The following is an 18,635-nucleotide window of genomic DNA, read 5'->3' as shown; positions in this document are numbered from 1 at the left end:
GTTACTTTACGACGATCGCAAGGACGTCGCGGGCGGACAGAACGAGGTACTCGTTGCCGCCGGTCTTGACTTCGGTTCCACCGTACTTGGAGTAGATGACGACGTCGCCAACAGCTACGTCAACCGGTACGCGGTTGCCGTTGTCATCGAAGCGGCCGGGGCCGATTGCAACAACTTCGCCTTCCTGCGGCTTCTCCTGTGCGGAGTCCGGAATTACCAGGCCGGAAGCCGTGGTCTGCTCTGCTTCGAGCGGGCGAACAACAATACGATCCTCAAGAGGCTTAATCGAGACCGACACTCGGACTCTCCTTTTCATGAGCTGATTCATGGACTAAGAACTAGGGTGCCGGAGCGTACAACCGTCGTCGCGGTGCCGGAAGACGCTTGGCGTGATTAGCACCCTCCGGGGGAGAGTGCTAACAAGACTCTATGTAAGCGTTAGCACTCGGTCAAGGCGAGTGCCAGCATTTCGTCATGAGTGAACCTCCGTCACCGGCCGGTGAGGTCGTCCAAATCGTAGTCTTCGCCGTCGTCATCCTCGTCCAGCGGAGCGTTGCCCCGATTCAGATACAGCACCACGGCAGCGGCAACAGCTACGACGCCGGAGATCACCAAGGTGATGATTCCACCGGTCCTGGCGCCGCTATAGAGTTCGCGGATACCCCGCGCTTCATCAGTGGCGTCGTTAACGCTCTTGCCGGCGACGGAGTAGGTGGCGGCATTGAAGGAATCCAACGCGAAGATGATGATCAGCAGGCCGATGCAGACCACCGCGATCACAGCCCCCGCTATGAGGGCGGGACGGGCGAACTTTGTCAGGGTGGAGGTGTGCGGGGCTGCGTTGTCTTCCATGAAAACAACCCTATCCGGCTGATTCACCGGTCACCCTGTCAAGTGTTGCCCCGTTAGGCTTGATCCCATGCCTCACACACCGCAGGAACAGATCGCACCCTTGTTGACAACTGAAGGATGGGAACTTCTTGCCTCCTTGGGGCCGTACCGGGAAGCCGACTCGTTCGGCGTCAATGCCGATCTCCGAAAAGCGGGCCACTCCCCCGAGCTCGTGGCCGCGGTCCTCACGCAATCCCGCCTGCGGACACGTGCCGAGGCCAAGTTCGGCGAGTTTGCCCGGCAGATGCTCTTCACCCAAGCCGGCTTGGAACAGGCCACGCGCTTGAACGTCGCCGCACGGCACGCGGAGCGTTTCGTGAAGGCCGGCATCTCGCACGTTGCAGACCTCGGCTGCGGCCTCGGTGCCGATTCCATGGCAATGGCTTCCATGGACATTTCGGTCACAGCCGTTGAGATGGATGAAACCACTGCCGCCTGCGCCACCATCAATCTCATGCCCTTCCCCCACGCCAACGTGGTTCACGCGGATGCAACCTCCGTGGAGCTGGACGGTATGGACGGGGTGTGGCTGGATCCTGCCCGTCGAACAACGTCCACCTCCGGCACCAAGCGGATCTGGGACCCTGAAGCTTTCTCTCCCCCGCTGTCCTTCGTGGAGCGTCTGGCGGCCACGGGACGCGCCATCGGCGTCAAGATGGGACCCGGCATCCCCCACGATTCCGTGCCCTCCGGCTGCGAAGCCCAGTGGGTCTCCGTGGGCGGCGATGTGACCGAAGTGACCTTATGGTTCAACGCAGTGGCCCGCCCCGGCGTGCGTCGGGCCGCGCTGGTTATCGGCAGCCAGGGTGCCGCTGAAATCACCAGCGGCGCGGATTTCGACGGCGGCCCGGTAGCCGCCGTCGGGCCTGTTGAGGGCTTCCTCTACGAACCGGATGGTGCGGTGATCCGCGCAGGACTGGTGGCCGACGTCGCCGAACGGCTGGGCGGGCATCTGGTGGACGAGCACATTGCCTACATCTGCGCCCCCGAGCTGCACGACACCCCGTTCGCCCGTGCCTACAAAGTGCTTGAGGTGATGCCCTACAACGTCAAGGCGCTCAAGGCATGGGTGAAGAACAACGGCATCACAGTGCTGGATATCAAGAAGCGCGGCACGGCAGTGACCCCGGAAGAGCTGCGGAAGCAATTACTTCCAGCCAAACCCGTCAAAGGCAAGGATGCGAAAACAGCCACCTTGGTCCTCACCAGGATCGGCGAGGAAAGAGTGGCTGTTGTCGTGGAGCCAGTGACGGCCTGATGCGTCACAGGAAGAGCTAACGGCGGGAGAACTCCGAGGCTTCACGCACCTGTTCAGCGCTCGGACGCACGCCCGTGTACAGGACAAACTGCTCCTCGGCCTGGATAGCGATGACTTCGGCGCCAGTGATCACCTTCTTCTCGGCTCTCCGGGCAGCGGTGATGAGCGGCGTCTCCGACGGCAAGGCCACGACGTCGAACACCACCTGGGCAGCGGAAAGAGTGGCGTCGTCGAAAGCCTGGGCGGATTCATCCGCCCCTGCCATGCCCAGCGGGGTGACATTGATGATGAGGTCCGCGGTTGAGCCGTTGACGTCGTCCTGCCATCCGAAGCCATAGAGGTCTGCCAGCGCACGGCCGGCGCCCTCATTGCGGGCCACGATGGTTACAGCGGTGAACCCGGCGTCCCGGAGGGCTGCGGCTACGGCCTTGGCCATGCCGCCGGCACCGCGGAGCAGCACGGTGTGGCTGCTCGGAACCTGGTGGTCCTTCAGGAGCCTGGCGATCGCGATGTAGTCCGTGTTGTAGGCGGTGAGGACTCCGTGGTTATTGACGATGGTGTTCACCGAATCAATGGCTTTGGCCGACGGGTCCATGACGTCAACCAGCGGGATGACGGCTTCCTTGTACGGCATGGACACCGCGGCGCCCCGGATCGGGAGGCCGCGGATGCCCGCCACCGCGAGGGTGATGTCTGCGGGGGCGAATGCCTTGTAGACAAAGTTCAAGCCGAGCAGATCGTACAGATAGTTGTGGAACCTGGTCCCGATATTGCTGGGCCGGGCCGCAAGCGAAATGCACAGGGACATGTCTTTGTTCAGGATTGGCATTCCCCCATTAAACAACGCCGTGTATATATCGCCGCGCGGTTAGCCCTGCCGCGCCTTCATCCGCGGGTTGTTCTTATTGATGACGAAGGTGCGCCCCCGTCTGCGCACGATCTGGGCGCCGGGGATCTTCTTGAGCGCACGCAGCGAATTCCTGACCTTCATGGTGTTTCTCCTTGGTGTTGGTGCTTGGTTTTGTGTTCGGTCTAAAGTGCTTCGCTGAGTTCCAGAGGGTCGTCCCAGACACCGAAATCCTGTTCCATCTCCGCCTCCGTCAGTTGGCAGCCGTCCAAAAGTTGGCTGATTTCCTGCGGATCAATGTCCTCCGACCTTCCGGTGATGGCCAGTACCGTTCCGCGGTCGCCGTGGCTGGGATGCCAATCAAGGAGGGAGTCGACGTCGGCCCCCGCCCTTCCAGGGCGCACCAGGTCCGGCGCTGATTCAGCAGAGTCAGCCAGCCACTTTCCGGTGCTTTCCAGCCACACACGCGGCCCGATACCCTGGACGGCGATCCGCGTTTTAGGCGCTGAAGCAATCCACAGGCGGCCACGCAACCAGTGCGTGCCGGCCGCCAGCTGTGGGAGCGCCTCGCGGAAGCGTCCAGGATGCAGTGGCCGACCAGCTTTATGGAGCACGGTCCGGAAGGAACCTTCGGCTTCGTTGACGGGCACACGCACGACGCCGGGCCGGTTACGGGCCGCTGCTTCGGCGTCGTCGAAGCATCCCGGCCGGTAGTCGTCAGCCGCGCCAACAACGCTGGCATGGGACGCCAACTGGCCAAGCAATTCGACACCCAACAGCCACTGCGCGGAACCTTCCCGCGGTTCTCCGGTCAACACGGCACCCAGCCCGGGGTGCACCATCACAGTGTCCACCTGCCCGAACTCACCGATCAGAAACTCTCCGCTGGTGCGCTCATCAGTGGGCATGGACGTGAATCCTGATTCGAACAGCGTGTGACGGTCCCAGATATGGTCGTCCAGGTCTACGGGGTCCAGGGACAGCACGGCGTTGTCGATCACCGCCGGGCGGCTCAATCCACGCCGAAGCTCAGCAACGGCCATCCCCGCTGCGACGCCGGGTGGGAGGCCCAAGACAACGTGGTCGAAGCCGCATGAGGCGAGGCGTTCCGCCGTCGGGACTACGTCCAACCTGACGGTGCAGCTAAGGCAACCATGCTCCAATACCGTGGTTTCTCGTTCGAACAGCTGGCCGTTCCGATAGACGCGCCGCAGGACCAGCGAACCATCCAGAAGATCGTGAAGGACCACCACGGAATTGGCGTGGGTTTGCCCGAGCCTGCCAGCGGCTGACTCCCGGCATTGGCTGTCCAGGGAACTGAGGACTGTGAGATGCATGCGTTGATTCTATTGCGAAGCATTCTCATTAGCAAATGGCGTTGCTTGTCTCGCGCCAGCCCCCAGCAGTCACCTGTGTTCCGGCTGCATTAGACTTGATCCGACCGCTGGCGGCCCCACAGCGGGGAACCGTGTCCGGCTGAGACAGACTATGAGGGGACTACGTGCAGATTGATTTTGCGCCATCCAGGCAATCGACACTGGGTGTGGAATGGGAGTTGGCGCTCGTCAATGCACGCACCGGGGAATTGGTATCCGTGGCCAACGACGTCCTGAAGGGCGTCGCCGCGAACCACCCCGACCTCAACGAGGACGACGAACACCCCCATATCAAGCGCGAACTGCTCCTCAACACTGTTGAACTGGTCACAGGTATCTGCGAGACGGTCAAGGACGCCAAAGAGGACCTCAGCCGTTCCCTCGCCGCCGTCCGTGAAGTCACCGATCCCATGGGCGTGGAAGTGTTCTGCGCAGGCAGCCACCCGTTCAGCCCTCCGCTTCTCCAGCCCGTCACGGACAAGGAGCGCTACGCCAAGCTGATCGAGCGGACCCAATGGTGGGGACGCCAGATGGTGATCTACGGCGTTCACGTCCATGTGGGGATCGACCGCCGGGACAAGGTCCTTCCCATTCTGGACGGCTTGGTCAACTACTTCCCGCACTTCCAGGCACTATCCGCCTCCAGCCCATACTGGGCCGGCGAAGAAACCGGATACGCCTCCCAGCGCGCGCTCATGTTTCAGCAGCTTCCCACCGCAGGCCTTCCCTTCCAGTTCGAAACATGGGAGGCCTACGAGTCCTATGTCCAGGACATGTTCACCACTGGTGTCATTGACGCGACGTCGGAAATCCGTTGGGACATCCGGCCGGTGTCGAACCTGGGCACCATTGAGATGCGCATCTGCGACGGCTTGGCCACACTTGAAGAAGTAGGCGCCATCGCTGCGCTGACCCAATGTCTGGTGGACGAGTTCTCCTCCATCCTTGACGCCGGTGGCAGCATCCCCACCATGCCGCCGTGGCATGTGCAGGAGAACAAATGGCGTGCCGCCCGTTACGGCATGGAGGCCATCATCATCCTCGACGCCCAAGGCAACGAGCAGCTGGTCACGGAGCACCTCGCGGAAACCGTCGCCCGGCTGGAACCTGTGGCAGCCAAGCTCGGTTGCTCAGAAGAACTGGCAGACGTCTTGAAGATCATCCACCGCGGAGCAAGCTACCAGCGCCAGCGCCGAGTGGCCGCAGAACACAACGGTGACCTGCAGGCAGTGGTCATGGACCTCGTGAAACAGATGCGCAAAGGACCTGACGCTTAGCTGGAAAAGCTCAGGCAGCCACTGACACCGTAGTTACCGGCATGGAGGAATCCGGCGCGAACTCCACGCCGCTAGGAGCAATGCCGGCCATGATCAGCTGCGCTCCGAGCGCGGCAACCATGGCTCCGTTATCCGTGCATAGGTCCAGCGGCGGAACATGCAGCTTGATTCCCGCGGAGGTACAGCGCTGCGCAGTCAGTTCCCGCAGCCTCGAGTTCGCTGCAACGCCCCCACCCAGCAGGACGTCAGTGATGCCGTTCTCTTTGCAGGCCAGGACTGCCTTTGAACTGATGACGTCCACAACGGCCTCCTGGAAAGCTGCGGCGATGTCTGCCACAGGAACTTCCTCGCCGCGGGCTTCGAACTGCTCAACGCACCGGGCCACCGCCGTTTTCAGGCCGCTGAAGGACCAGTCGTAGCGGTGCGGGCCCTTCTCTTCCGCGGTGCCCATGTACTTGGGCTGCGTGAGCCCGCGCGGGAAACGGATGGACTTGGGGTTCCCCTGGCGTGCCAGTTTGTCGACGGCAGGCCCACCCGGGTAGCCGAGGCCAAGGATGCGGGCCACTTTGTCATAGGCTTCCCCGGCGGCGTCGTCGATGGTTGAACCCAGCAACTGGACGTCGTCCGTGATGCTCCGGATGCGCAGGATTTCTGTGTGCCCACCCGATACCAGCAGTGCTCCGAGGTTCTCCGGCAGCTTGCCGGCGCCCAAGCCGGCGGCAGCAACGGCGTCGGGCGCTCCACCCGAAGCTGTCCTACTATCCAGCAGCCCGACGCCGACGTGCGCCACCAGGTGATTGATGGCGTACAGCGGTTTGCCGGTTGCGACAGCCAGCGCCTTCGCAGCGCACACACCCACCATCAGCGCCCCTGCGAGGCCCGGACCGGACGTGACGGCAATGGCATCGATGTCATCCAAGGTGACGCCGGCCTCGTGCAGCGACTCCTGCAAGGTGGGCACAAAGGCGTCCAAGTGGGCGCGCGATGCGATCTCCGGGATGACGCCACCAAAGCGAACATGTTCATCCATAGACGATGACACCGTATTGGTCAGCAGCGTTGTCCCCCGCACAATTCCCACACCGGTCTCGTCGCAGGATGACTCAATGCCCAGCACCAGCGGCTGCTTCGGCTGTTCCGGATACGGCCCGCTCACGCTGTGGCTCCTTCTTGGGGTTTGTTCAGTTCAAGACGCATAATCAGGGCGTCCGTGCCGTCCCTGTAGTAGCGGGGCCTGACGTGGATCTGCTCGAAGCCGAACCGCAAGTACAGTTGCTGGGCGCGGGGGTTGTCCGCCCGGACTTCCAGCAGGACGTCCTCGGCACGACGGCGCCGCGCTTCGTCAATAAGTTCTGTCAGGACAGCAGAGCCAATGCCCTTGCCCTCGAATTCAGGCACGACGGCGATCGTCTGGACGTCCGCGATCGGCTCAATGCACATCAAGCCGGCGTAAGCCACGATCTCCCCGGCAACCTCTGCCACCACGTAGCGCCGGGTCTCGGGCTGGGCCAACTCGTCGAAGAACATCTGCAAGGGCCACGCATCCACGGGGAACAACCGGCGCTCCAGGGCCTCCACGGCCGGGATGTCTGCCTCCGTCATATCGCGCAGCGAAACCCCTGCGAGTTCCATCTTGGGTGACAGTTTCACAGTGTCCCCCGCATCACAGTGCACGCTTCCTGGGCCCTGGCACCTGGGCGTCCGATTCCCGCAAGTACAAGGGTGTTGAGTCAAGCAAGGCCTGCCCGGCAGTGAGCTTCGCCAAGGCGAATTGACCCAGCGAGGCGGCATCCGGCTGGGTGGTGGCGAAATCTTCGTCCGCCTTGAGGACATCGGCGTATAAGCCTGCCCCCGCGCCGAACACCGGCAACTCCGGAAGCTCAGAAGCGAAACCAACATGCGGGCCGTCCACGAGTTCCGGAAGCTGGCCCTCGGGCAGGGTGTAACGGGCCCAGTAGACCTCTTTGCGTCGGGCATCCGTAGCCACCAGGAAATCGGGGGTGGCTGCGGTGGACTCCGCCACTTCCAAGGCGATGGCATCCAGGCTCATGAGCCCATACAACGGCTTGTCCCACACGAAGGCGAGAGTGCGGGCGGTCGCGATACCGGAGCGGAGTCCGGTGAACGGGCCGGGTCCCACACCGGTGACAATCGCATCGATGTCCGCGCCAGTGACCCCGGCACCAGCCAGGAGCTTTTCAATCCCGGGTGCCAGCACTTCCGCGTGGCTTCGGGTGTCCTCCGTAGCGAAGGAGTCCACCACGCTTTCCATGGCATCGTCCGAGATCAGGGCCGCACTGGCAACCGCTGAGGTATCAATGGCCAGTATCAGCATCAGTTGCCTTCCACCGGTGAAGGAATTTCAAGGAGTTGCGGCGCCTCGGCCCAGCGGGGACCGAACCCACGGAAGACGATGGTGCGTGGTTCGTCGTCATCATCGGTATCGAAGTCCATAACGTCGCCGTCCGTTGTGGCTTCCGGGATGTCACCGCCAACAGACCTGAGAAGGTCAACCTCCAAGCGGCTGTCAGAGAGGTGCTCCACCCGGTCCCGGCCCCACTCCACCACGGTGACCGCTGTATCCATGGTGTTCTCGAGATCGATGTCGTCAATCTCTGCTGCCGAGTCCAGCCGGTAAGCGTCAACATGGACCAGGTCCGGCCCCCCGGGCCTGGGTCCATCGGCAAGATTGGGGTGGATCCGCACCAGGACAAACGTGGGCGAAATGATGCCGGCACGGACTCCCAGCCCCTCGCCAAGTCCTTGGGTGAACGTCGTCTTGCCCGCACCCAGTTCGCCGGTCAGGACCAGGAGGTCCCCGGCCTCAAGCACCCCACCCAAAGCTGCTGCGAGCGCGTGGGTCTGCTCCGCCGTCGAGACCGTAAGGGTGCGCTCCCACTGTACTTCGCTCACAGCGTGGCCTTATCTGCTGAGCTGTTGACGTCGGCCTGAGCGGGCAGTTCATTGACGTAACTGCGTGGAACCCGTGGGCTGATGCGCGTCACGATTTCGTAGTTGTTGGTTCCCGCAGCAGCCGCCCAATCATCAGCGGTGGGCCCGCCGTCGGCGCCGTTGCCGAACATGACAGCCTCGGCGCCCTTGAGATTCGCCGCCGCTTCAGGGGACAGCGGCCCCAGGTCAATGACCATTTGGTCCATGGCAATCCTGCCAACCACCGGGTAGTTGATGCCGTCCACCCGCACAGGACCTCCGGTGGCAATCCTGGGGACGCCATCCGCATAGCCCAGCGGCACCAGGCCCAGCGTGCTTTCCCGGCTGGTCCGGTAATGGAGTCCGTAGGAAACGCCCTGGCCTTGGGGCACCTTCTTGCAGTTGGACAGGAGAGTCCGGACGGTCATTGCGGGATGCAGGCCAAGTTCGGCGGATGTAGCCCCTTCGAAGGGCGACAATCCGTAGATGCCAAGGCCCACGCGGACGAGGTCGAAGTGTGAGTCCGGGCGGGACAACGCTGCCGGCGTGTTGGCAATGTGGCGGACCTCTGTGTCCACGCCGGCGTCTTCGGCCATGGCGATGGCTTCGCGGAAAACAGCCAGTTGATCATCGGTTTCAGGGCGCTGGGGTTCGTCAGCAACGGCGAGGTGGGAGAAGACACCCACAACCCGCAGGAGGCCTTGATCCTGGTATTCCATGGCCTGACCCAACAATTGGTCCCAGTCTGCGATAGTGCAGCCGTTCCGGCCCAGTCCCGTGTCAACCTTGAGGTGCACACGCGCCGGCCGTTCTTGCTCCCGCGCTGCAGCGACCACGGCTTCAAGTTCCCAACCGGAAATTCCGACGTCGATGCCAGCGGCCACTGCCGCCTGGAAGTTGCTTTCCCGGGTGTGGAGCCAAGCGAGTAGCGGGGCATCAACTCCGGCAGCACGCAGGGCGAGCGCCTCGGAAATGTGGGCGACACCCAGCCAGGCCGCTCCGGCGTCGAGGGCTGCCCGGGCTACCTGCACGGCACCGTGGCCATAAGCGTCTGCCTTAACTACGGCCATAACAGCGGCAGGGGAGGCGATGCCGACGAACTGACGAACGTTGTGCCGCACGGCATCGAGGTCAATCACGGCGGAGCGTTCCAGCACCGCTGACTTTGCTATGGAGGCCCTCGACCCGATTCCGATATCTGCAGCTGCTTCGTAAGTCACCCTAGAGATTCTAGTGCTGTCAGTGAACTCGGGTTAACTGCTGCGGTTAGCCACGGCGCTCTGAGGCTACTGCGCGTCCGACAAATGTGCGATGGTCGCCCGGGCCCGACGCTGTGCTTCCGCCGGAATGTCCTTCACGATCGGTTCCAGGAACGCGAAGCGCCGCAACCACTGGCTTGACTGACGCTCTTTCCGCGCATTCGCCCGTTGCCACCAGTCGGCGATGTCACCCCAACCCGGTGCTGCCAGTGAGCCGCCCACTTCCTGGACCGCCAAGGAGGCGCACAGGTTCGCGAACCGCAGCCGGTCCCCCAACCTCCACCCTGCCAGGCATCCCACGATGAAGGCAGCACCGAAACAGTCCCCGGCGCCCGTGGGATCGGAGGCTGATACGGGCAGGGACGGAACCCACTCCTCTTCCCCCGTTTCCGAATCCACTGCCACCGCGCCTTGGGGTCCAAGGGTTACCACTGCCACGGGAACCCGATCAGCCAAGGAGTACAGTGCCGCCCAGGGGTCGGCTTTGCCGGTAAACGCCATCGCTTCAGGGGCATTGGGCAGGAAGGCGTAGAAGTTTCCCAGCTGGTCCAGCCGGCGCTCCGACCACTCCCCTGTTGGGTCCCAGCCCACCACTCCGAAAAGTTTGGTGCCGGCTTCCTTCGCTGCGAGCATCCACGGTTCCAGTTCCTCGCCCAAGTCAGCGACGGCGGCGAGCGCCTTGGGTGGCTTCCCGATCAGCTCGGAGGAACTGATCGGGGCGGGGTGGCCGTGGGTCACCATTGACCGGTCCTGGTTCACGCACATGGATACGGTGACCGGTGAGTGCCAGCCGGGAACCTTCTGCGAGAGCGAGAGGTCGACGTGTTCCTGGCTTTCCAGGATTTGCCAGTTGTAGTCACCGTAGCCGTCGTCCCCGAAGGTTGCCGCGAGATTGGTCCGCAAGCCGAGGCGCGCGGCGGCAATGGCTTGGTTGGCGACACCACCGGGGCAGCTGCCCATGCCCTCACTCCAAACCTCCGTGCCGGGTTCCGGGGCGTGCGGGAGCCCGGTGAAGATGATGTCCTGGAAAACCGTTCCAGTGAGGAGGAGGTCGCACTGGTGGTCCCCATCCGACCGCAGCGCAGCCAGGGGGTCGAAGCGTCGCTGGGGTTTAGCGTCCATGCACGGCAGACTACGCTGCACGTACTGGGCTGCATAGACTTGCTGGCCTGCATAGACTCGGACCATGCGGCTCATGATTGCCGGTGGCGGCGGATTCCGGGTTCCCCTTGTATACCGGGCTTTGTGCGCGGGTCCGTTCGCCGGGTTGGTGGATGAACTCGTCCTTTTTGACGTGGACGGCTCGCGGCTCGCGGCCATTGAGGCGGTACTCCGCGACATGCCAGCGGACGGAGGTTCCGCACCCGCCGTCGTGGTTTCCACAGACCTTGAGCAGGCACTCAGCGGGACGGACATGGTGTTCGCGGCGATTCGTCCAGGCGGCACCGCCGGAAGGATTGCGGACGAACAGGTTCCCCTGAAGCTGGGGTTGCTGGGTCAGGAAACTACTGGCGCCGGAGGCATCTCCTATGCGCTCCGTTCTATTCCCCACATGCTGCAGCTCGCTGAGGCGATGCGTCGCCATTGCCCCGACGCGTGGCTCATCAACTTCACCAACCCTGCCGGCATGGTCACTGAAGCGCTGGTTCCCGTCCTGGGACGCAAGGTGATCGGCATCTGCGACTCCGCCGGTGGTTTGGTCCAGCGTGCCGCCCGGGCTGCCGGGGCGCCCCTCAAAGAAGGAACGCTCGACGGCGTGGGCTACTACGGGCTGAACCACCTGGGCTGGCTTTACCGTTTGGCTCCTGGAGGACGGGATCTGTTACCGGACCTTCTGTCCGATCCCGCTGCTCTCGAAACCATGGAGGAGGGGCGGTTGTTCGGGCAGCACACCCTGCTGCAACTTGGCTGCCTGCCCAACGAATACCTGTACTACTACTACCAAACGTCGCAGGCCACTGAAGCCATTGGACAGCAACGCGAAACGCGCGGGGCGTCCATCCATGACCAGCAACAGTCGCTCTACCCGTCGCTTCTTCACGCCTCCCATCCTTATAAGCTCTGGGATGCTGCGCGGCGCTCCCGCGAGGAAGGCTACCTGGCCGAAGCGAGGACGCATGGGGAGCAGCGCGACGAGTCTGACCTCGCAGGAGGCGGCTACGAACGCGTTGCCCTGTCCGTGATGCGTGCGCTGTCCGGGGGTGGGTCCGCCCAACTGATCCTCAACGTACCCAACTCGCCGGTGTCACGTGCCGTATCTACCGCAGAGGTGGCCGTTCCCGGGTTGCCGGCAGACGCCGTCGTCGAGGTTCCTTGCGAGGTAACGCCCGACGGCGCGTTGCCACTTCCGCAGGACGGGCCGGACGGGCAGTTCCTCACCCTGATGCAGCACGTGAAGGAGGTTGAACGGCTGACCATCCGGGCCGTTGTCACCGGCGAGCGCGAGGCCGCTGTCCAAGCATTTGCCGCTCACCCGTTGGTAGGTTCGGCCCCTTTGGGCCGGAAACTACTGGAAGGGTATGAGGCAGCTTTTCCCGGGCTAAGCCAGTTGTGGGCCTAGAGCTTTCTGTACATGACGTGGAGGCCTACGTAGCCGATCTCCGGGTGGTTGAAGGCTTCGGGAACCGTGGCCAGGATCTTGAACCCCATGGATTGCCACAACCACACGGCTCTTACGTTGCTCTCCACCACGGCGTTGTACTGCATGGACAGGAACCCGGCTGCCTTGGCTTCGCTCAGTGAGTAGGCACAGAGGGCCCTGGCGATGCCTTGGCCCGAGTTGTTGGCCCCCACCATGTACCCGGCGTTGGCAACATGGCTACCGCCGCCGGCTTGGTTCGCGTGGAACTCCCCCGTTCCCAGTATCTCGCCAGTGTCCTGGCGCACCGCCACGAAAGTTTGACCGGGAGCTTCCTTGATCCACTTGGTCCTGGCTGCATCCTCTGTGGTGTCACGGTCCCAGGTGAAGGTCTCGCCGCCGCGGATCACAGGCTCCAGGATGGACCACATGCCGGGCCAGTCTTCAGGCGTTGCTTTACGGACGTGGAAGTTTTGTTCTTGGCTCACAGCCGCCACGCTAGCAGCCTTGTCCACATAGCGGAGTTTGCTCGGCTTGGGACTCGAGCGCAGGAGTAGTGTTTTCTCCAGGGCAAAGCTGATTATTGCCGTGATCTTGAGGAGGACCGGGTGCCGTTGATCCGTCGTGTGGCGTTCCTGTCATTGCATACCTCCCCCATGGAGCAGCCCGGCGCGGGAGATGCCGGCGGAATGAACGTCTACGTCCGCGCCCTCGCCATGGCACTGGCCGAGTCCGGTGTGGAAGTGGAGATCTTCACCCGTTCCACCAAAGCCGGTCAGCCTGCCGTCGAACATCCCGGTCCGGGGGTCTGCGTCCACAACGTCATGGCAGGTCCGCGGCGCAAACTGCCCAAGGAAGAGTTGCCGGCGCTCCTGCACCACATGGTGGAAGAAATCGACAAGATCCGCCACCAACAGCTCCATGGACGTTACGACGCCATCCATTCCCACTACTGGGTTTCCGGGGTGGCAGGGCTCGAGTTATCAGAACTGTGGGGTCTCCCGCTGGTCCACACCATGCACACCATGGCCAAAGTCAAAAATCTCGTCCTGGAGTCCGGCGAACGGCCTGAGCCGCGGCGCCGGGAAGAAGGCGAACAACGGATTGTTGACGGCGCCTCCCGGCTGGTTGCCAACACGCCTGCCGAGGCGGACGAACTGGTTTCCCACTACGGGGCAGACCTTGATCGTATTGACGTCGCGCCACCCGGAGTGGACCTGAAGGTGTTCACGCCCTCGTTTCGGCGGAAGTCACGTTCCTTGCGGGGAGTCAGGCCCGACAGCTTCCATATCCTCTTCGCCGGAAGGATCCAGCGGCTCAAGGGTCCGCAGGTTTTCGTCAAAGCCGCAGGGATCCTCCGCCACCGCAGGCCTGACATCGATCTGGAAATGACTATTCTGGGTTCCCTCAGCGGCGCCAAGGACTTCAACCTCCAGCACTTCATCGAAGACGCCGGGCTGGCCGACGTCGTCACTCACCGGCCGCCTGTCGTGGCACCGGAGCTGGCCAGTTGGTTCCGGTCCGCTGACGTGGTGGTGATGCCGTCCTTCAGCGAATCCTTCGGGTTGGTGGCGTTGGAAGCACAGGCGTGCGGTACACCCGTGGTCGCCACCAACGTAGGCGGCCTCTCCCGCGCCATCTCGGACGGACGAACCGGCCTGCTGGTGGACGGGCACGACCCCTCAGACTGGGCCGACGCCCTTGAGGATCTTTACGACGACGTCCAAACCCGGGAGGACATGGGGCGGCTCGCTGCCACCCACGCCGAGTCCTTTGGATGGCAGCGGACTGCAGCCATTACCTTGGAAAGTTACCGGGAAGCCGTCGGCGGTCTGCTGGTTCCGCGGCGCTGAGTCTCCGCTCGTATGCGCTCCCGGGCTGATAGATTGTCGCGCACAGCGTAAGAATCACAGCGTAAGAACCCCAGCAGCAGCATCCCCGCTGCGGGCAGAGCCGAAGGACAACGATGTCTGAAAACAAGGTCCTGAGTGATCTTGAAATTGCCCAGCACGCAACCATGCTTCCCATTGAGGACATCGCCGAAAGCGCGGGCATCAATGTGGAGGCCCTTGAGCTGTACGGACCCTACAAAGCCAAGATCAACCTGGCCAAGCTGCTACTCCCCCAGGGAAAGGCGCCCGGCAAAGTGGTGCTCGTCTCTGCCATGTCTCCCACCCCGGCAGGCGAAGGCAAATCCACCACGACAGTGGGACTCGCTGACTCCCTGGCCCGCGCTGGGCACAAAGTGATGATCGCCCTGCGTGAACCCTCGTTGGGGCCCATCCTGGGCATGAAGGGAGGGGCAACCGGCGGTGGGTACTCACAAGTGCTGCCAATGGATGACATTAACCTGCACTTCACCGGCGACTTCCACGCCATCACTTCTGCGAACAACGCCCTCATGGCACTCGTGGACAACCACATTTTTCAAGGCAACCAGCTCGGAATCGATCCCCGCCGTATGACGTTCAAACGCGTCCTGGACATGAACGATCGCTCCCTACGGGAAGTTGTCATCGGACTCGGCGGCCCAATACAGGGAGTTCCCCGGCAAGACGGCTTCGATATAACGGTCGCGTCGGAAATCATGGCGGTCTTCTGTCTCGCCACGGACGTCGACGACCTTCGGGCGCGGCTGGGACGCATTACCTTCGGGTACACCTACGATCGGGCCCCGGTCACCGTGTCAGACCTCGGCGTGGAGGGTGCCCTGACCATGCTCCTGAAAGACGCCATCAAGCCGAACCTCGTCCAAACCATCGCGGGCACCCCTGCGTTGGTGCACGGCGGACCCTTCGCGAACATTGCCCACGGCTGCAATTCCCTGATCGCTACCCGCACCGCCATGCAGCTTGCGGATATTGTGGTCACCGAAGCCGGCTTCGGCGCAGACCTCGGCGCTGAGAAGTACATGGACATCAAGGCGCGCATCGCCGACGTGGCACCATCCGCCGTCGTGGTGGTTGCAACAATCCGCGCCCTCAAAATGCAGGGCGGAGTTCCCAAGGAGAAACTCAACGAGCCAAACATCGAGGCCATGGCAGCCGGCGTCGAGAATTTGAAAAGGCACGTGGGCAACGTCGCAAAGTTCGGCATTTCGCCCGTTGTCTCCATCAACAAATTTGGAACCGACACCCCAGAGGAACTTGAGTGGCTCCTCGCTTGGTGTGCAGCAGAAGGCGTGGAAGCCGCCGTCGCTGATGTTTGGGGCCGCGGGGGCGGAGGCGACGGCGGTGACGAGCTCGCAGCCAAAGTTGCGGCAGCTTTGGATGCACCCTCCAACTTCCACCACCTGTACCCGCTGGAGCTCAGCATTGAGGACAAGATTCAAACAATTGTGCAGGAGATTTACGGGGCCGATGGCGTGGAGTTCTCAGTCCCGGCACTCAGGCGCCTCGCCGAGATCGAGAGGAACGGCTGGTCAGGGCTCCCTGTGTGTATGGCCAAGACCCAGTATTCCTTCACTGACGACGCCTCCAGGCTTGGTGCGCCCAAGGGATTCCGGGTGCACGTCCGCGAGCTGATCCCCAAGACGGGTGCCGGGTTCATTGTTGCGTTGACCGGCGCGGTGATGACCATGCCTGGCCTCCCAAAGGAACCCGCTGCGATGCGCATGGACGTGGACGCTGACGGCAACCCCACAGGCCTTTTCTAACCCTCTCACATCCCAACCCCTTCAACCCGACCATCTCTCACATCCCAACCCCTTCAACCCGACCATCTCTCACTCTTTTTAGGGAAGTGATAGAGCGTCCGGCCCAAACCCGAGGGAAGTGATCGAGCGTCCAGCCCAAACCCGAGGGAAGTGATAGAGCGTCCAGGATACGACAAACGCCCCCGTATCGGAATACGGGGGCGTTTGGTGCAACGGGTGTTTAGCGCTCGATGTCGCCGCGGATGAAGGCTTCAACCTTGTCGCGGGCGAGGTCGTCGTTGAACTGCTCCGGCGGGGACTTCATGAAGTAGCTGGAAGCTGAAAGCAGCGGGCCGCCGATGCCGCGGTCCAGGCCGATCTTCGCAGCGCGGATCGCGTCGATGATCACGCCGGCAGAGTTCGGCGAGTCCCACACTTCGAGCTTGTACTCGAGGGAAACGGGAGCGTCACCGAAGTTGCGACCTTCAAGGCGGACGAAGGCCCACTTGCGGTCGTCGAGCCATGCAACGTAGTCGGACGGCCCGATGTGGACATCGTCGGCGTGCAGCTCAGCCTCGACGTTGGAAGTGACGGCCTGGGTCTTGGAAATCTTCTTGGACTCCAGGCGGTCGCGTTCCAGCATGTTCTTGAAGTCCATGTTGCCGCCGACGTTCAGCTGGTACGTGCGGTCCAAAGTGACACCGCGGTCTTCGAACAGCTTGGCCATGACGCGGTGCGTGATGGTGGCACCGATCTGGCTCTTGATGTCGTCGCCAACGATCGGGACACCGGCTTCGGTGAACTTGTCAGCCCACTCCTTGGTGCCTGCGATGAAGACGGGCAGGGCGTTGACGAAAGCAACGCCGGCATCGATGGCGCACTGGGCGTAGAACTTGGCTGCCTGGTCAGAACCGACGGGCAGGTAGCAGACCATGACGTCGGCCTTGGCCTCGCGGAGCGCGGCAACAATGTCAACGGCCTCGTCCGAAGCCTCCACGATGGTTTCGCGGTAGTACTTGCCGAGACCGTCCAAGGTGTGGCCACGCTGCACGGTCACACCGGTGGCGGGAACGTCGGCGATCTTGATGGTGTTGTTTTCGCTGGCACCGATGGCGTCTGCGAGGTCCAGTCCAACCTTTTTGCTATCAACGTCGAAAGCAGCAACGAAGTGGACGTCGTTGACGTGGTACTGCCCGAACTCGACGTGCATCAGACCCGGGATCGTGGCCTTGGGGTCAGCGTCGCGATAGTACTGAACACCTTGGACCAGCGATGCGGCGCAGTTACCTACGCCGACAATGGCAACACGAATCGGATGTGAAGACACGGAACTCCTTTTGAGAAATAACCTCAGGTGCCAGGCGCATCCCTGACTGAGTCCAGGGCACGGCTGATTGGCACGGCGCCATTCGGCGCACACTTGCATTGTAACCAACACAGCGGAAGCCGGTTTTGTTCCCTACCGGCTTCCGCTGTGTGTGTCAGTTCTTGAAGGCTATTTCTGCGCCCACAGATTGATGTCCGACTCGACGGCGAATTCGTCAATCGCAGTCAACTCGTCTGTAGTGAACTTCAGGTTGTTGATTGCGCTGAGGGTGTCCTCAAGCTGGGCCACGCTGGAAGCACCAATAAGTGCAGATGTCACCGGCGAACCCTTGGGCTGATCGCGAAGGATCCACGCAATGGCCATCTGCGCGAGGGTCTGCCCACGCCCCTCGGCAATGGTGTTCAGGCCCCTCACGCGGTCCAGCTTGTCTTCGGTCAGCGCGGACTCGGACAAGAAGCGTTCCTTGGCTGCTCGGGAGTCGGCCGGCACACCGTTGAGGTACCGGTTGGTGAGCATGCCCTGGGCCAGCGGTGAGAAGGCAATTGAACCGGCGCCCACTTGGTCCAGCGCTTCATACAGGTTAGGGGACCCGTTTTCCGTCCACCGGTTCAGCATGGAGTAGCTGGGCTGATGAATGAGCAGCGGGGTTCCGAGCTCCTTCAGGATCCGGGCAGCTTCGAGGGTCTGCTCCGGCGTATAGGAGGAGATGCCCGCGTAGAGTGCCTTGCCCGACCGGACCGCGTAGTCCAACGCCCCCATGGTCTCTTCCAATGGCGTTTCGGGGTCGGGACGGTGGCTGTAGAAGATGTCCACATAGTCCAGGCCCATGCGCTCCAACGACTGGTCGAGGCTGGAGATCAGGTATTTACGGGATCCCCATTCGCCGTACGGGCCGGGCCACATGTAGTAGCCGGCCTTGGTGGAGATGACCAGTTCGTCGCGGTACGGCTTGAAGTCGTCCTTCAAGTGACGCCCGAAGTTGGTCTCAGCCGATCCATCGGGCGGTCCGTAGTTGTTGGCGAGGTCAAAATGGTTCACGCCGAGGTCGAATGCCCGGCGCAGGATGGCGCGCTGTTCGTCGAAGCGTTTGTCGTCGCCGAAGTTGTGCCAGAGTCCCAAGGAGATGGCGGGGAGCTTGAGTCCGCTGCGTCCGACGCGGCGGTAGGGCATGGTTTCGTAGCGGTTTTCCGCAGCCGAATAAGTCATACGTACTATCCTGCCACTGCACAAACCGGGGTGACGGCGCTGTCCGCAATG

Annotated in this window: 19 protein-coding genes; 5 read left to right on the top strand and 14 right to left on the bottom strand. The window is 62.6% G+C overall.

Translation table 11 applies throughout. The annotated features are described in order from the left end of the window. Position 1: 1 nt before the first annotated feature. Both groES and M1D89_RS08845 read right to left on the bottom strand, forming a co-directional pair. Complete coding sequence (gene groES / locus M1D89_RS08850; protein WP_011775524.1) at positions 2-298, bottom strand: co-chaperone GroES; 297 nt, start codon at positions 296-298, stop codon at positions 2-4. A 191-nt stretch (positions 299-489) separates the two neighbouring features. Continuing rightward, positions 490-852, bottom strand: coding sequence for a hypothetical protein (locus tag M1D89_RS08845; protein ID WP_498649852.1), 363 nt, complete (start codon positions 850-852; stop codon positions 490-492). Positions 853-919: 67 nt separating this feature from the next. Here M1D89_RS08845 and M1D89_RS08840 point away from each other — a divergent pair, with 67 nt between their 5' ends. Next, positions 920-2,149, top strand: coding sequence for a THUMP-like domain-containing protein (locus tag M1D89_RS08840; protein ID WP_498649850.1), 1,230 nt, complete (start codon positions 920-922; stop codon positions 2,147-2,149). 16 nt (positions 2,150-2,165) lie between these two features. On the opposite strand, the gene M1D89_RS08835 is transcribed toward M1D89_RS08840, so the two are convergent. The 3 genes from M1D89_RS08835 to M1D89_RS08825 are packed head-to-tail and all read right to left on the bottom strand — an operon-like array spanning position 2,166 to position 4,333. Beyond that, a complete protein-coding gene (locus M1D89_RS08835) occupies positions 2,166-2,978 on the bottom strand; it encodes a shikimate 5-dehydrogenase (protein WP_498649848.1) in 813 nt (270 codons plus the stop codon). Positions 2,979-3,017: 39 nt separating this feature from the next. Further along, the gene (ykgO, locus tag M1D89_RS08830) at positions 3,018-3,140 is read right to left on the bottom strand and encodes a type B 50S ribosomal protein L36 (RefSeq protein WP_011775528.1); all 123 of its coding nucleotides are present in this window, start codon (positions 3,138-3,140) and stop codon (positions 3,018-3,020) included. 41 nt (positions 3,141-3,181) lie between these two features. Continuing rightward, positions 3,182-4,333: a GTP-binding protein gene (locus M1D89_RS08825; protein ID WP_498649846.1), complete on the bottom strand. Its 1,152-nt coding sequence runs from the start codon at positions 4,331-4,333 to the stop codon at positions 3,182-3,184. A 164-nt stretch (positions 4,334-4,497) separates the two neighbouring features. Here M1D89_RS08825 and M1D89_RS08820 point away from each other — a divergent pair, with 164 nt between their 5' ends. Further along, a complete protein-coding gene (locus M1D89_RS08820; RefSeq protein WP_498649844.1) occupies positions 4,498-5,649 on the top strand; it encodes a glutamate--cysteine ligase in 1,152 nt (383 codons plus the stop codon). Between the two features lie 10 nt (positions 5,650-5,659). Here the strand turns inward: M1D89_RS08820 and tsaD are convergent, their stop codons facing one another. The 6 genes from tsaD to M1D89_RS08790 form a co-directional block, all read right to left on the bottom strand. Then, positions 5,660-6,805, bottom strand: a complete 1,146-nt coding sequence (gene tsaD / locus M1D89_RS08815) for a tRNA (adenosine(37)-N6)-threonylcarbamoyltransferase complex transferase subunit TsaD (protein ID WP_498649842.1) — start codon at positions 6,803-6,805, stop codon at positions 5,660-5,662. Next, positions 6,802-7,281 carry a ribosomal protein S18-alanine N-acetyltransferase gene (gene rimI / locus M1D89_RS08810; RefSeq protein WP_498649839.1) on the bottom strand — a complete coding sequence of 160 codons (480 nt, stop codon included), beginning with the start codon at positions 7,279-7,281 and terminating at the stop codon, positions 6,802-6,804. The genes tsaD and rimI overlap by 4 nt, the downstream gene beginning before the upstream one ends. Before the next feature lie 31 nt (positions 7,282-7,312). Beyond that, positions 7,313-7,984 carry a tRNA (adenosine(37)-N6)-threonylcarbamoyltransferase complex dimerization subunit type 1 TsaB gene (gene tsaB / locus M1D89_RS08805; RefSeq protein ID WP_498649837.1) on the bottom strand — a complete coding sequence of 224 codons (672 nt, stop codon included), beginning with the start codon at positions 7,982-7,984 and terminating at the stop codon, positions 7,313-7,315. Next, positions 7,984-8,562, bottom strand: coding sequence for a tRNA (adenosine(37)-N6)-threonylcarbamoyltransferase complex ATPase subunit type 1 TsaE (tsaE, locus tag M1D89_RS08800; RefSeq protein WP_498649835.1), 579 nt, complete (start codon positions 8,560-8,562; stop codon positions 7,984-7,986). The genes tsaB and tsaE overlap by 1 nt, the downstream gene beginning before the upstream one ends. Further along, positions 8,559-9,800, bottom strand: a complete 1,242-nt coding sequence (gene alr, locus M1D89_RS08795; protein ID WP_498649833.1) for an alanine racemase — start codon at positions 9,798-9,800, stop codon at positions 8,559-8,561. The genes tsaE and alr overlap by 4 nt, the downstream gene beginning before the upstream one ends. 66 nt (positions 9,801-9,866) lie before the next feature. Continuing rightward, the gene (locus M1D89_RS08790; protein ID WP_498649831.1) at positions 9,867-10,961 is read right to left on the bottom strand and encodes a carbohydrate kinase family protein; all 1,095 of its coding nucleotides are present in this window, start codon (positions 10,959-10,961) and stop codon (positions 9,867-9,869) included. Between the two features lie 64 nt (positions 10,962-11,025). Here M1D89_RS08790 and M1D89_RS08785 point away from each other — a divergent pair, with 64 nt between their 5' ends. Further along, positions 11,026-12,399 carry a 6-phospho-beta-glucosidase gene (locus M1D89_RS08785; protein ID WP_498649829.1) on the top strand — a complete coding sequence of 458 codons (1,374 nt, stop codon included), beginning with the start codon at positions 11,026-11,028 and terminating at the stop codon, positions 12,397-12,399. Here M1D89_RS08785 and M1D89_RS08780 read toward each other — a convergent pair. Further along, the gene (locus M1D89_RS08780) at positions 12,396-12,914 is read right to left on the bottom strand and encodes a GNAT family N-acetyltransferase (RefSeq protein WP_498650923.1); all 519 of its coding nucleotides are present in this window, start codon (positions 12,912-12,914) and stop codon (positions 12,396-12,398) included. The genes M1D89_RS08785 and M1D89_RS08780 overlap by 4 nt on opposite strands. Positions 12,915-13,025: 111 nt before the next feature. Here M1D89_RS08780 and mshA point away from each other — a divergent pair, with 111 nt between their 5' ends. Together mshA and M1D89_RS08770 are read left to right on the top strand one after the other, a co-directional pair. Further along, entirely contained in the window at positions 13,026-14,270 is a 1,245-nt protein-coding gene (gene mshA, locus M1D89_RS08775; protein ID WP_498649827.1) for a D-inositol-3-phosphate glycosyltransferase, read from the top strand. Positions 14,271-14,383: 113 nt separating this feature from the next. Beyond that, entirely contained in the window at positions 14,384-16,072 is a 1,689-nt protein-coding gene (locus tag M1D89_RS08770; protein WP_498649825.1) for a formate--tetrahydrofolate ligase, read from the top strand. A gap of 220 nt (positions 16,073-16,292) precedes the next feature. Here M1D89_RS08770 and M1D89_RS08765 read toward each other — a convergent pair whose 3' ends face one another. Both M1D89_RS08765 and mgrA read right to left on the bottom strand, forming a co-directional pair. Next, positions 16,293-17,378, bottom strand: coding sequence for an inositol-3-phosphate synthase (locus M1D89_RS08765; protein WP_498649823.1), 1,086 nt, complete (start codon positions 17,376-17,378; stop codon positions 16,293-16,295). Positions 17,379-17,546: 168 nt separating this feature from the next. Then, positions 17,547-18,584: an L-glyceraldehyde 3-phosphate reductase gene (gene mgrA, locus M1D89_RS08760; RefSeq protein WP_498649822.1), complete on the bottom strand. Its 1,038-nt coding sequence runs from the start codon at positions 18,582-18,584 to the stop codon at positions 17,547-17,549. Positions 18,585-18,635 lie beyond the last annotated feature (51 nt).

The sequence above is a fragment of the Arthrobacter sp. D3-18 genome (assembly GCF_054408525.1).
This window is presented reverse-complemented; position numbering and strand designations above follow the sequence as displayed.